Annotated in this window: 15 protein-coding genes; 13 read left to right on the top strand and 2 right to left on the bottom strand. The window is 42.8% G+C overall.

Going from position 1 to position 12,931, the window contains the following annotated elements:
- The first annotated feature begins 10 nt into the window (after positions 1–10).
- The 5 genes from lpdD to NYE35_RS17570 all read left to right on the top strand — a co-directional run bounded on the left by lpdD (position 11) and on the right by NYE35_RS17570 (position 3,568).
- Positions 11–349, top strand: coding sequence for a prenylated flavin chaperone LpdD (gene lpdD / locus NYE35_RS17590; RefSeq protein ID WP_244886346.1), 339 nt, complete (start codon positions 11–13; stop codon positions 347–349).
- 70 nt (positions 350–419) lie between these two features.
- Complete coding sequence (locus NYE35_RS17585) at positions 420–1,088, top strand: PspA/IM30 family protein (protein WP_036687619.1); 669 nt, start codon at positions 420–422, stop codon at positions 1,086–1,088.
- 123 nt (positions 1,089–1,211) lie between these two features.
- Positions 1,212–1,616 (top strand): DUF350 domain-containing protein, encoded by a 405-nt coding sequence (locus NYE35_RS17580; protein ID WP_036687618.1) that lies wholly within the window; start codon positions 1,212–1,214, stop codon positions 1,614–1,616.
- Between the two features lie 14 nt (positions 1,617–1,630).
- The gene (locus tag NYE35_RS17575; RefSeq protein ID WP_076130052.1) at positions 1,631–2,137 is read left to right on the top strand and encodes a DUF4178 domain-containing protein; all 507 of its coding nucleotides are present in this window, start codon (positions 1,631–1,633) and stop codon (positions 2,135–2,137) included.
- Positions 2,138–2,305: 168 nt separating this feature from the next.
- Complete coding sequence (locus NYE35_RS17570) at positions 2,306–3,568, top strand: molybdopterin molybdotransferase MoeA (protein WP_341121800.1); 1,263 nt, start codon at positions 2,306–2,308, stop codon at positions 3,566–3,568.
- Positions 3,569–4,269: 701 nt separating this feature from the next.
- On the opposite strand, the gene xerS is transcribed toward NYE35_RS17570, so the two are convergent.
- Positions 4,270–5,352: a tyrosine recombinase XerS gene (gene xerS / locus NYE35_RS17565; RefSeq protein ID WP_036687613.1), complete on the bottom strand. Its 1,083-nt coding sequence runs from the start codon at positions 5,350–5,352 to the stop codon at positions 4,270–4,272.
- Between the two features lie 165 nt (positions 5,353–5,517).
- Here xerS and NYE35_RS17560 point away from each other — a divergent pair, with 165 nt between their 5' ends.
- From NYE35_RS17560 to NYE35_RS17525, 8 genes are all read left to right on the top strand, one after another.
- Positions 5,518–6,027: a GNAT family N-acetyltransferase gene (locus tag NYE35_RS17560; RefSeq protein ID WP_052097079.1), complete on the top strand. Its 510-nt coding sequence runs from the start codon at positions 5,518–5,520 to the stop codon at positions 6,025–6,027.
- 367 nt (positions 6,028–6,394) lie between these two features.
- Entirely contained in the window at positions 6,395–6,496 is a 102-nt protein-coding gene (locus tag NYE35_RS17555; protein ID WP_197069683.1) for a sporulation protein YjcZ, read from the top strand.
- A gap of 185 nt (positions 6,497–6,681) precedes the next feature.
- Positions 6,682–7,305, top strand: a complete 624-nt coding sequence (locus tag NYE35_RS17550; protein WP_038571504.1) for a TetR/AcrR family transcriptional regulator — start codon at positions 6,682–6,684, stop codon at positions 7,303–7,305.
- A 61-nt stretch (positions 7,306–7,366) separates the two neighbouring features.
- Complete coding sequence (locus NYE35_RS17545; RefSeq protein WP_081382429.1) at positions 7,367–8,218, top strand: hypothetical protein; 852 nt, start codon at positions 7,367–7,369, stop codon at positions 8,216–8,218.
- A gap of 33 nt (positions 8,219–8,251) precedes the next feature.
- On the top strand, positions 8,252–8,731 hold the full coding sequence (locus tag NYE35_RS17540; protein WP_076099064.1) for a flavodoxin domain-containing protein: 480 nt from the start codon (positions 8,252–8,254) through the stop codon (positions 8,729–8,731).
- 238 nt (positions 8,732–8,969) lie between these two features.
- Entirely contained in the window at positions 8,970–9,842 is an 873-nt protein-coding gene (locus NYE35_RS17535) for an AraC family transcriptional regulator (RefSeq protein WP_076099065.1), read from the top strand.
- Between the two features lie 225 nt (positions 9,843–10,067).
- The gene (locus NYE35_RS17530; RefSeq protein ID WP_076099066.1) at positions 10,068–11,042 is read left to right on the top strand and encodes a phosphotransferase enzyme family protein; all 975 of its coding nucleotides are present in this window, start codon (positions 10,068–10,070) and stop codon (positions 11,040–11,042) included.
- A 178-nt stretch (positions 11,043–11,220) separates the two neighbouring features.
- The gene (locus NYE35_RS17525; protein ID WP_080742510.1) at positions 11,221–11,961 is read left to right on the top strand and encodes a class I SAM-dependent DNA methyltransferase; all 741 of its coding nucleotides are present in this window, start codon (positions 11,221–11,223) and stop codon (positions 11,959–11,961) included.
- Positions 11,962–12,182: 221 nt separating this feature from the next.
- Here the strand turns inward: NYE35_RS17525 and map are convergent, their stop codons facing one another.
- Entirely contained in the window at positions 12,183–12,929 is a 747-nt protein-coding gene (gene map / locus NYE35_RS17520) for a type I methionyl aminopeptidase (RefSeq protein ID WP_036687603.1), read from the bottom strand.
- Between the last annotated feature and the right edge of the window lie 2 nt (positions 12,930–12,931).

Genomic DNA, 12,931 nt, shown 5'->3' with positions numbered 1-12,931 from the left:
GGGAATACTATTGACTACTAACCAGATTGATCCTGAGGATATTGAGCTGAAGGCGACGGCTGTCGGACGTGATCTCTTGCTCTTAATTAGTGGAGGTGTTCGGCATATTGGTGCGATGAGTACTGCTTATCTGGAGGGGGAGCAGGTTAAAGTACTGACTTCAGCGGTTCCTCATCATAAAGAGCATACGATAAGCGAGCCCATTGCGATCAGAGTAGCTGAAGCGCTGAACAAGACGGTCACAGTAGTGATGGGGATTCATTACGACAATCTCACGAAAGAAGGTATTATGGAAGTCGTGGAAATTGTGAATTTAAAAGTAAATCAATATTTAGCGCAACAAATATGAAACGGTAGTGGCAATTCTACGTAAAAGATAGCATGTGAGGAATTAAATTATCTTTTGGAGGAATGAAACCATGTCTATATTTAAAAGATTGCGCGATTTAACCATGTCTAATGTGAACGCGATTATTGACAAAGCAGAAGACCCGATTAAAATGACAGATCAATACATTCGTGATATGACCGAAGATTTAGAAGATGCAGAAAAAGCTGTAGCGGCGCAAATCGCCATTGAGAAGAAATTCAAACAGCTGTATGAAGAACAAGAAGCGCTTGTTAACAAACGTACCCAACAGGCTCATGCAGCAGCTCAAGCGGGTAATGTTGACCTTGCTCGCCGCGCTCTGGAAGAGAAAAATGCTGCTGAAGCTAAACTGGTAGAATACAAAGCCAGCTTTGATCAGAACAAAGCCTCTGCGGATAACCTTCGTGGCAAGCTTGAAGAGATGCGCAAACAGCTTACCCAAATGAAGAACAAACGTGAGACATTGGTTGCACGTTATAACGCTGCCAAAGCTCAAACCGAGATCAACAAAGCAATGAGCGGATTTAGCTCCGATTCAGCGTCTGCAGGTCTCAAACGTATGGAAGATAAAATGCTGCAAGCAGAAGCTCAGGCTGAAGCCAGCAATGAGATGAGTTCAGGCAATAAATCTCTGGATGACGAATTCGAGAAGCTGAACAAAGATCAAGCGGTTGAAGATGAACTGGCGGCTCTGATGAAACAATACGAGAAGCAATAACATTTGATCTTTAGCCGGTTCACGGCTGGTGTTCACAGGCGAAGGGGAGACAGAAATTCGTTTCTTCTTCGCTTTATCTATGCTTATGAAAGGCATGCAAAATGATTAAGCGGGGGCTATAGAATGGATCTCCATATTCTGGTGTCCATGGTCGTGTGGACGGTGAGCGGCGCTGTGTTGCTGTTTGTACTGATGTATATAGATTCACTTTTTACTCGTTATAACGATATTGAAGAGTTAAAGGCTGGAAATATGGCGGTGACTACACGGTTTGTAATGAAGCTTTTAGCTCAGGCCTTCATTTTATCTTCATCGATAGCGGCTTCCAATAGTTTGTTAGATGCGTTGCTGATTTCGTTGGTATCATTTTTGCTTTTGTTAATTTTAGAAAGAACGGTTCGGCTTCTACTAGCAAATTGGGGGAAGCTGGATCTGGATCATGGTACACAGCTTGGTAAAATCGGATATGGCCTGCTATCAGGTTCACTGCAAATTACGGGTGCTTTAATTATTACTGCCTTTATGTAGGAGGAACGATCAAGTTGAGTATGTGGAAACGTATAGGTAACCTTTTCTCTAAGCCAGCGCCTCAGGAAGTTCAAAAAAGTATGCTTAATTTGTCTCCCGGAGACATTTGTGAAGTATCGCTTGTCACCTATGAAGTTACTGGCCGGACACATAATCGGGGCCGTAATGCTGTAGTTCTGACCCTTAGAGATGGAAGCCAGATAGCTTATCTTCATATAGAAGAGCGGGAACAGCTGCAATATGGATTGTACAGACCTATCGATGGGCGGTTAGATAATCCTGCTGAGGTTCCAGCAACTCTTGAGCTCGATGGCTATACATTTTTCCTGGAGGAAGAATATGAAGGTTTTGTTGCTGTTGCAGGTCAGACGCCATTTATGAATGGTGGAGAGCAGCATGTGTGGCAATATCAATCAGATGATTCACGTCTACTGCGTGTAGAGTGGCAACATGGACGGTTTATGCTTTATGAAGGGGAGAAAATAATCCCTGGGGATGTAAAGGTAATTAGAGCATCCTAGCCTAGTAGAGAAGTAATAGATCACTATACCGGAAAAAATATTGTAGAAAAGGCTGCTGCCCATAAACATGGATGGTGGCCTTTTGTGTTTATAATTTTACTTCAAGAGGTCTCATGTTAAAATAATACCTATTACTGCAAACATCGACGTTTCAGAGCGGAGGTCTTTATGAAGGATAATAAATTTCAGCGTGAAGCACTGAAAGTAAAAGAAGCTCAGGCCAAAATAATCAAATATGCCAATCCGCTAGAATCAGAAAACGTATCGCTAGATGAGTGTTGTGGACGTTATTTGGCTGAAAAAGTGATTGCCCCACACCCATTTCCTGCGTTTAATCGTTCGAGTATGGATGGATATGCGATTATAGCGTCGGACACCCATAACTGTGTTAATGGACAAGTTGTATGGTTAGAAATTGTGGATAATATTCCGTGTGGCGCAGTGCCTGCGGTAGATATAACTCCGGGAACAGCCGCAAGAATTATGACTGGTGCACAAGTACCGGTTGGGGCAGATGCTGTGGTGATGCTGGAGGTCACGGAGAGACGTGAAGAGGAAGGAAAGACTTACGTTGGTATTCGAAAAAAACTAGAGGCAAACATTAATATCACACCTCAAGGTTTCGAATTAAGCCAAGGAGATCTTGTATTGCCTATAGGAAGGTTAATCTCTGCGGGGGATATAGCTGTTCTTGCAGCGTTTGGATTACATACCGTGAAAGTCTATCGTCGTCCTAAGGTAGCCATCTTTGCCACAGGAACAGAGCTGCTGGAAGTGCATGAGCCGCTGGAGCCTGGCAAAATCCGCAATAGTAACTCCCCTATGCTCGAAGCTCTAGTCAAAGAGACAGGGGGTGTTCCAGTAATGTTAGGCGCTATTGTGGATGATCTGGAGCTGGCTAGAAGTAAAGTACAGATGGCGCTGGAAACTTATGATTTTGTGATCACAACGGGTGGCGTTTCTGTGGGGGACTATGATATCATGGGCGACTTGGTTCGCGAACAAAGTGGTAATATGTTGTTCAACAAAGTGACGATGCGTCCGGGAAGCGTAACTACTGCTGCGGTTAGAGAGGGTAAGCTGCTGTTAGCTTTATCCGGGAATCCGGGGGCTTGTTTCGTTGGGTTTCAACTGTTTGCACGGCCTGTGATTTCACTGATGCAAAGTGCTTCTCAGCCTTTTTTACCGGAATGGAACGTTACACTCGGTACAGATTATAAAAGAGTGAATAATTTTACTAGATTTGTGCGAGCTCGCTTAGAAATAAAAGACGGCAGCTTGTTTGCTTATCCGGCACTCATTGATGAATCTTCCGTAACGGTCACGATCAAGGATAGCGACTGTTTGATAGTTGTACCCCCAGAAGAAAAGGGGCTATCTGCCGGAGATAAGGTAACAGTGATCAAGCTGCCAGGAGAGATTCGGGGCTAGATGTGGAGGGTACTCTGGCCATCGATGATTAACAAAATATCACCGCAGGTCTTGGAGCTATGAAAGGTATTTGATATCCACGTACGCACAGAAATCGCCATATAATTGTTAAGTCAACGTTATTATTTCCAACATTTCAACATATGAAAAATTCACAATAGATAAGCAAAAAAACAGCGTTCCTGCTAACCCAATAGTCGCTAACAACCGGTTTTAAAGGGAGGGTTACCCCAGAAATTAGAATAAGAAAACCCACTTGCGTACCGTAAGTGGGTTTTTAGTGCAACAATAATCGGGTTAGGGGTGCCCGCCGAATGTAATTCAAATTTGAAGAAAAGCGAAAGTAAAGTTTCCGGGTAGGCAACACAAATCGCAGTAAATCTCCTATCGGAAGAGTTACTGCTCTATTGTTTTGAGTTATTGGCTGCGCCACTGCCGAGATTAATCACCCGCGGACGCTTACGGACCCAGATGATCTTATTTGCATATTTATCACCTTTTAAGCGGGGTTTCGGACCTCAGCGTCGCTATTTCATAGAATGGAGCTCATATTTGCGTATTTCAGGCCAATAGCGACCTTGAGGTCCGTTAGCCACCCAAATATGAGATAATCTTGCGTTTAAGGTCAGCTAAGTCCGATAACAACTCTGCAATAGCGAAGAGCGGCTACTCATCCGAAGTATGAGCTCCCTTTGTGATGATTAATTATCGACACGCCGCTCGATCGCCTCAGACATCGTTTTATCCGTTAGATGAGCGTAGATCTCAGTTGTCTCGGTGGATGCGTGCCCGAGCTGTTCCTTCGTTTTATAAATATCATTTTGCAGATAATAATCTGTTGCAAAAGAATGACGTAGCTTATGAACCGTAAGATACGGTTTACCAAAGCGTTTAGCGTACTTAATAATCATTTCTTGAATCGCACGTTTGGTCATACGTTTGCCTTCTTGACGCCCGTTAGGGAGAGAGATAAATAAGGCCTTTTCTCTCTTGGGTGTTTTGTAGCGAGATTGGCGCAGACTAAGATAAAGAGCTAGATCATCTTTAGCTTGCTCTCTAAAATAGACGGGTGTCTTAAACGTTTCGTCATTATTCCCTTTGCGGGTGACATAGAGCAGCTTGTTGTTAATATCCAAATCGTCTACGTTTAGATTGACTACCTCAGATACACGCAGGCCAGAGTTCAGAATCAAGCTGGCAATACAGGCATCACGCTCGTGATTCAATTGAAACGAATAATAAGCCTGTTTGTTGCCTTCCACATCCCGTCCATACCCTTCATAAATGTACCCCACAAACTCCAGTAATTCCTCATCTTCCAAAATCTTACCCTTTAATTTAGCGGCAGTGTCTTTTGGCTTATGTGTTCGTTTGACCTCAACCTTAGCCATAATGTTTCGCTTAAGCAATGGATAAAAGTTCTCGTCCTCAGCGATTTGACTTAAATAATGAAATAAGGAGCGTAATGCAGATAGTTTACGGGATACAGTAACACGAGTGTTCGTACCTTCGGCTCGGGTAGTTAGATGCAACCGATATCCGACAATACTGTCCATATGTAGGGTTTCCAATTCTAGAAGCGTGATCTCGGTATTTGAGCCGGCTTGGGATAAGCCCTCTGCCCGCAACCAGCCGAAAAAAGATTCATAATCCCGGATATACTCCAGCAGTGTGGAGGGGGAGAGATCAGGTCGTTTATAGTCAATAAACTGCTGAACGAACCAGGGCATGAGGGGTAGCTTTTGATCAAGTTTTTTACGGTCATCGTTCTTTTGAACGCTCATGTGATTCACCTTTTTCCATAGATTGCATAAAATCTCTTCCTTCTATCTTAACATGTTTTGTCCCAGATTGGACTTCGAATGAAGGGAAAACTAGGGCCGAGCCTTGCTCCTGATGCCGCTAAGCTTTATGATGTGAAGTAAACATAAATGTCAGAGGTGCACATAATGAAACTTGAAATTGAGCTGGTTCCCAAAGAACGTAAGCATACTATAAGCAGATTAATGCAGTTCTACCTATATGATTTCACCCGTTATTTAGAATTTGATGTCAATCAAGACGGGGTATTTCCAGCCTATCCGGGTCTAGAAGCTTATTGGAGTAGCGGAAATAATAAATCAGCGTATTTGTTTAAGGTGGACGGGCATATTGCTGGTTTTGCTTTGGTGGACAGGTTATTGCGTAATCCTGAAGGCCAGTTTTATATGACTGAGTTTTTTGTGATGCAAAAATACCGCCGAAGTGGTGTAGGTACATGGGCTGCGCATAAGCTTTTTGATATGTACCCTGGTGAATGGAAGGTTTCACAAGTCCGTGCGAATACGCCCGCTCGTGATTTCTGGCATAAAGTGATCGGGGACTATACCCATGGAGAGTTTCAAGAGCGCTTTAATCCACAACAAGGCAATCCCAGCCAATACTTCAACACATTAACTATTAATCGAATTAAGAAATGAAAATCCGTGTGTTTTCGGGTTTTTCTTAAAGAAGGAGTTTACCATTAACAGCAAATGGAATGGAAAAGTGGTGCTAAGCGAGTGAGAGCTAGACAGTGGAGGATGACCAAGAGAGCGTCAAGAAGGACGGCTAGGAAACTGTATTTTTTTATATAACTGGCTAGCTATTAAGAATATATACGAATTGTAAAGTAATGAGCATCTAATGCTCTCTACTTTAGTTAACATAACATTATTTATGTAAACCAATTAAAACCATTCACCATAAAAAGGGTCGTTGGTTTATTTTTTGTGTTCAAAATACCCAGTCAGTGAGGGCAATATTGCATATCTTATGATGTACTCAATTACAAAGGAGGAGTCAACAATGGGCGAATTTGCAGGAGGATACGGTGGTTTCACTTCCACAGGAGCTATTCTGGTTCTGTTTATCCTGTTGGTTATCATTACTAAAACCCTCTGTCTGTAATCCTTTAACTTCACAAATTAAAGGTTCCGTCAGTCTAAATGACTGGCGGATTTTTTATGTCCAGATATGTACATTGGAGGAGGGGAATACATGTGACTAAGGATATTGACATAATACTAATCCAAAACATATATTAAACAGTGTTCAAAGATTAAACAGTGTTCAACACATGAGGAGACAAATTTATGACTAAAGAACAACGAAAAGTACGTGAGCGTGAAGAAATGAGGAATCTAATCCTGCAAAATGCAGCTTTATTGATTGCTGAAGAGGGAATAGAGAAGCTCTCTATCCGAAAAATCGCTGAGAAAATCGAATATTCACCGGGAATTATTTATCATTATTTTAAAGGCAAAGAAGAGATTATCGAGAACTATTTGCAACAAAAATATACGGATATGCTTACTGAGCTTCAGTCTGTGCAACAAGAGGTACAGCAGGAATTACCTCCAGATACACTTTTAAAACGATCATTGGAGAAGTTCATCAGGATGTCTCTTTCCACGGGTGTAGAATACCGGAATGTCATGCTAAACGATACGCCGGCTGTTCTTAGTTACACAGCTGTTCTATTTAGAGGAGCAGCACAGGAGCGTAAAGCGATTGGGATGCTCTGCCAGGGCCTGTTCAGATTTGAAGCACAGAAAAACCGTGAGGAAGCTTTCGTAGAACTCACTGCTCAGGTGATATGGAGTGCAGCGTTCGGTTTAATTATGCGTTTGCTTGTCGAAAAAGATCTGCCTGATGATCAGGTCGAAGCTCTGATTTCATGTCATTTGGATTCAATGGTTGCTATTGCCTCCAGGTAAAATCTAAATATTTTCATGAAGGGAGGGGGAGGTTGTTATAAAACATATAAGGAAAGTCGTAGTGCTGTCGGTGTTGATTTCGGTTATTGCAGTGTTTGCAACAGCGGTTGGGTTGTTTTCAGATGGGATAAGTGATGGAACAAAATATACTTTTACGTCAATATGGGGCGAGGATGTAAAGCTTCAGGGGTCAGGAGTGTACAGCCATGATTCTGTCTCTGCGGCGGCACAAGCTAAAGCACAGGATGGAGTTACATTATTTCTTGCCATACCTTTACTGCTCAGTTCGCTCATCATGACAATTAAAGGCTCGATAAAGGGGAGGATGCTCCTTACGGGCACTCTGGGGTACTTTTTATATACTTACGCATCCTACAGCTTTCTGACGATGTACAATTCATTGTTTTTAGTTTATGTGCTGTTGTTTTCTTTAAGTTTTTTCGCATTCATCCTAGCCTTATTTTCCTTCGATAAAGAATCCATACATACTTACTTTAAAAACAGTTTACCTTCTAAAGGAATCGGCTTTTCACTAATGGTTATTGCTTTTATGATTTTATTTCTCTGGCTAGGGAAAATACTGAATTCACTACTGGGGGGAATACCGCCACAAGGGCTCGAGCACTATAGTACGTTGGTAATTCAAGTTTTGGATCTTGCGATCTTGGTCCCATTAGCAATTGTTACGGGGATTATGGTCATTCGTAGACAACCTTTTGGGTACCTACTGGCAACTGTCGTTGTTTTCAAAGGAGTTACATTACTGCTAGCAATTACGGCAATGCTGGCGGCAATGATCTATAGCGGTGTGGCTGTGTCTATAGCCGAGTGTGTAATTTTTCCGACGATGGCTTTAGCTATTGCTGCTTGTATGGTTATTTTGTTAAAGCATGTACGTGAACCCTTAAGATAATAAGTGACCAGCGAGCGGAAGGGAGCGATTAGAATGAAGACAATAATTATGTTTACCTCGAAATATGGGTGTGCGGAGAAAGCGGCTTATTTATTAAAATCTCAACTGGGCGAAGAAACCGAAGTAGTTAATTTGATGCATGCTAAAGAGCCGACACTGGAACGATATGATACGGTCATCTTGGGAGGATCTATTTATTATGGGAAAATCCAAAAACAAATGACTGATTTTACAGCAAAATATCAACATGAACTAGGGAAAAAACGAGTAGGATTGTTTATTTGTGCAGGAGCAAAAGGTGAGGAGGCCTCACAAGAATTGAAATCTGCGTTTCCAGAAGTGTTATATAACCAATCTGTGACGAAAGAAGTTTTTGGAGATGAGATCTATGAAGAGAAGCTAACTTTGCTAGATCGGTTTGTATTGCGGATGGTAAAAAGAAAAAATAAGAACGTAAATGGGTTGTCAAAAGAGACGATAGAGCGTTTTGCGCTTGCTATGAAAAGGCAGTGAAAGTGAGTGGACAAACGAACTGCTAAACGTACTTCAGGTCATAGTTAACATAATTATGATTATGTTAACTATGATCTTGACATTCAAAAAAAGTAGTCCTTCTTGTGAGAAGAATTTTACTTCCTCATATCGAGTCTCTGTTCATCGAAACATGAAAACCCTACAGAATCGTGCAGAAAAAGTCGGGAAGGTAAAAACCTTCTCTGATAACCTATAATTAACGAGGGGAGGCAACGTCATGGATACGCTGATACAACTGAACAAAGCAATAAACTATATTGAGGAGAACCTAACAAATCAAATTGATTATCAGGAGGTTGTGAAAATAGCCTGCTGTTCGGAATATCATTTTACTCGCATGTTCTCATTCCTAGCAGGCATTACTCTGTCGGAATACATCCGGCGTCGACGTCTAACCTTGGCAGCACTCGAGCTATCACAAAGTAATATCAAAATTATCGATACCGCTCTGAAATATGGTTATAATTCGCCTGATTCCTTTTCTAGGGCTTTCCATAGCATGCATGGGGTAAATCCTTCGGAAGCTCGGGTCCATGGACAATCCCTTAAGGCGTTCCCTCGGATGTCGTTTCAGCTGACTATCAAAGGAGGAAATGAAATGAATTACCGTATTGAAATCAAAGAATCTTTTCACATCGTGGGCATAAAAAAACGGGTACCAATCATTTTCCAAGGGGTCAATCCGGAGATTGCGTCGATGTATGAAGGGTTGACGCCGGAAATGATTGATGAGATGAAGAGATTTTCCGATGTTGAGCCCTCAGGGTTTATAAGCGCCTCTACAAATTTCTCTGAGGGGCGTATGGAGGAAAAAGGAGAGTTCGATCATTATATTGGCGTTGCCACTACGAAAGACGCATGGAATGGCTTGGATCAGCTGGAAGTGGCGGCCTCCATGTGGGCTGTATTCACAGTCGTCGGCTCTTTTCCGAGTGCGCTACAAGAGATCTGGGGGCGAATATATTCGGAATGGGCTCCGTCATCGGGATATGAGCTAATTAAAGGGCCTGAAATTCTTTGGAATGAGCACAAAGATATCACATCGCCAAATTTTAAAAGCGAAATATGGGTGCCTATCACTAAGAAATAAAAGAGTTTGGTTGGATTAATGAGACTGAGAGCTGAATATCCTTTCACTACGAAGCTGCCGCGAAAAACATTCCGGCAGCTTCGTCAAGCTATAGGCAGGATATTTCGAAAATGTTGTAGAAGTACAATTGGTGAGTCGAATGATTTTTGGAATGTTGTAGATTTCAATTTTTATGATTCAGACGAAGATTGAATCAATGAATCCTTCTATTTTAAAGGAGTCCTTATGACGAACGAGAAGCTTTTGGACTTACTAGGCAGTTACGATATCCAACAGCCTGAGATTATTTTCTTAAGGCATAACGAGAACAGAACCTATCGTGTTAATGACAGAACGGGAAAATCATATTTACTCCGCATTCATGACCCTTTTATAGATGACATGAAAGGTCTGCAACATACATACGGCGGCATTCTTGGAGAATTGCAAATGCTTGAGAAGCTGGGAAGCTGGAGCAGCAACGAAATACAGACTCCCGTAAGAAACAATGAGGGTGAACTTATTACGATCATTGAATACGAAGGTGAACTGCTAAACTGCTCCGTCCTCACCTGGCTGGATGGAAGAGACATGAATATGAATGATGTTAACAATCTTGAACTGGTAAAAGAACTGGGATCGCAAATAGCAGAACTGCATACTTTTTTTCGGCAGTACGAACATACAGGTATGGAGATTCGACCGAGTCAAGGTAAAGCTTATAATGAACGGATGATCCGTGTGATTCATTCGGGTGTGAAAAAGAATTTATTTACGCCTTCTGATGCTAATGTCATTGAACAAACGCTGCAATTGATCAACTCCCGGTTAGATGACCGTGGCGGGGAGGCTGGCCCTGACCTTATTCATGGGGATTTGTGTATGGGTAATATCATCATCACAACCGAAGGAGAGGTGCGCTTCATCGATTTTGGCTTTTTCGGTAACGGTTATGCCTTACTTGATGTAGCCATGGGAGCTATGATGCTGCCATCCGATCGAAGAGATACTTTCCTAAAGGGTTACTACAGAGAGTACGAAAATACAGCGAATGATCTACTTCAGTTGGAAGGTTTAATGTTGGTCGCTATTATTGGATATTACGTCTTCCAGATGGAGAATGTACATGTTCATGCCTGGATGCGTGAAAGAATGCCCAAATTATGCGCTGAGTATTGTCGCCCCTTCCTCAATGGTGAAAGTATATTTTATAAAATATGAAATGGAATGTTCATGGTTGAACTAACGAGGAGTGGTAGGTTTGATAAAAATTGATTATATCCGTTTATCACCAAACGTGTTATCAAAAAAATAGTAAAATAATACTGTTAAGCGCGATGGCTGTCGATGAGCATTTATTTCGATTATATTATAACAAGGAATGAAAGGGGGAATGGTGTTGATTGAACATAGCAATCTTGAAGAATTTCAAGATCCGGTAAATTACGATCTTGAATTTGACGGTGAAATGGACAAATATCAGTTCTATCTTGAGCTTGCTAGATCGAGTCCTGGGGAAGTGTTAGAACTTGCTTGTGGTACAGGCTTAACAACGATCCCCCTCTCGAAAGCCGGTATAACAATGACCGGTGTAGATATCTCTTCAGCAATGATTGCATATGCGCGGTTGAAGGCGAAAGGGCTGACTGTTACTTTTATGGAAGGTGATGCCCGTACCTTCGAATCGGACAAGCGATTTTCGATGATTTATTTGACTGGTAATGCATTTCAGGCATTTTTAAGTGATCAAGATCAAAGCGATTTGCTCACGACCGTTCACAAACATTTACAACCTCATGGAATCTTTGCATTTGAGACCCGTAATCCGGAGGGAACGGATTTATCCGATCAAGAGGAGACAGAATGGGGATCATTTATTGATAAGGATGGAAATAACGTCAAGGTATCAGGCACACAATGTTACGATGCTGGCCAGCATATCATGCATTGGGTCACGATGCGTGATTGGGGGTATAAACGAACGACTTCCCGGATTGCTTGTCGGTTCACGGATCCGAATACGCTGCATTCTTTATTAACCCGTCACGGCTTTCGCGTCGAACATCTATATGCTGACTGGAATAAAACGCCGTTTTCTCCGTCATCTTCATCTATCATTAGCGTTTGTAGGAAATGTTAGGAGAAACGTAATGCATTGCAATAGAACTCCCCCTCAGATTGAGGGGGATTTTGTTGTTCCTAAGTTTAGCATACTTTTCGCATTAAGAATTCAATCGGTCCGCGGGACATTCGTTTTCTCCACCTATGTGAGAAGATCACACATGTATCGGATGAAGAAAGAAGTTCTGCTCAATAAATAAAAAAGAAGTCGACCCTCTCGTTGGTCGGCTTCTAATTGTTCTATTGCGCGGTCAGGATTTGTGGACCTTCAGCGGTGATGGCGATCGTATGCTCGTATTGGGCGGCGAGTTTGCGGTCCAGCGTCCGGGCGGTCCAGCCGTCCTGATCAATTGTCATGTTGTAGGTGCCTTCAGTGATCATGGGCTCGATCGTGAATACCATGCCTTCCTTGATGCGGGGGCCTTTGCCGGGCTTGCCGACATGCATATAGGTAGGCTCCTCATGCAGGTCACGACCGATGCCATGAGCGAGAAGGTCGCGCACGACGCCAAAGTTGTTCGATTCGGCATGCTGCTGGATTGCGCTCGTCACGTCTCCGAGCCGATTGCCGGGCTGTGCCTGCGCGATGCCGAGGTCAAGGCACTCCTTCGTGACGCGCATCAGCTTCTCAGCCGCCGGTGAGATCTTCCCGACCGCATAGCTCCAGGCTGAATCGCCGAGCCAGCCGTCGAGCTCCGCTACCGTGTCGATCGTCACGATATCGCCTTCCTCAAGTGGCTTATTTGTAGGGAAGCCATGTGCAATTACGTCATTGACGGAGGCACAGGTCGCATATTGATAACCATTGTAGCCCTTCGTATATGGTTTGGCGCCGTGCTTCAAAATAATATCCTCGAATATGCGCTCAATCTCGTTCGTTGTGATGCCCGGTTTGATGAGCGGGGCAATTGTGCGATGGCATTCGGCCACAACCTGGCATGCCTTGCGGATGGCTTCGATTTCATACTTGCTTTTTAAGATGACCATGT

Source organism: Paenibacillus sp. FSL L8-0494 (genome assembly GCF_038003695.1).
GTDB lineage: Bacteria > Bacillota > Bacilli > Paenibacillales > Paenibacillaceae > Paenibacillus_AQ > Paenibacillus_AQ odorifer.
The sequence above is the reverse complement of the archived record's forward strand: the minus strand, read 5'-3'. Positions and strand labels throughout refer to the sequence as shown.

Bases quoted from the DNA above. Each gene is read 5' to 3' on its own strand.
- NYE35_RS17585 (WP_036687619.1), top strand. From the start codon at position 420: ATGTCTATATTTAAAAGATTGCGCGATTTAACCATGTCTAATGTGAAC.
- NYE35_RS17580 (WP_036687618.1), top strand. From the start codon at position 1,212: ATGGATCTCCATATTCTGGTGTCCATGGTCGTGTGGACGGTGAGCGGC.
- NYE35_RS17570 (WP_341121800.1), top strand. From the start codon at position 2,306: ATGAAGGATAATAAATTTCAGCGTGAAGCACTGAAAGTAAAAGAAGCT.
- xerS (WP_036687613.1), bottom strand. From the start codon at position 5,352: ATGAGCGTTCAAAAGAACGATGACCGTAAAAAACTTGATCAAAAGCTA.
- NYE35_RS17560 (WP_052097079.1), top strand. From the start codon at position 5,518: ATGAAACTTGAAATTGAGCTGGTTCCCAAAGAACGTAAGCATACTATA.
- NYE35_RS17555 (WP_197069683.1), top strand. From the start codon at position 6,395: ATGGGCGAATTTGCAGGAGGATACGGTGGTTTCACTTCCACAGGAGCT.
- NYE35_RS17550 (WP_038571504.1), top strand. From the start codon at position 6,682: ATGACTAAAGAACAACGAAAAGTACGTGAGCGTGAAGAAATGAGGAAT.
- NYE35_RS17540 (WP_076099064.1), top strand. From the start codon at position 8,252: ATGAAGACAATAATTATGTTTACCTCGAAATATGGGTGTGCGGAGAAA.
- NYE35_RS17535 (WP_076099065.1), top strand. From the start codon at position 8,970: ATGGATACGCTGATACAACTGAACAAAGCAATAAACTATATTGAGGAG.
- NYE35_RS17530 (WP_076099066.1), top strand. From the start codon at position 10,068: ATGACGAACGAGAAGCTTTTGGACTTACTAGGCAGTTACGATATCCAA.
- map (WP_036687603.1), bottom strand. From the start codon at position 12,929: ATGGTCATCTTAAAAAGCAAGTATGAAATCGAAGCCATCCGCAAGGCA.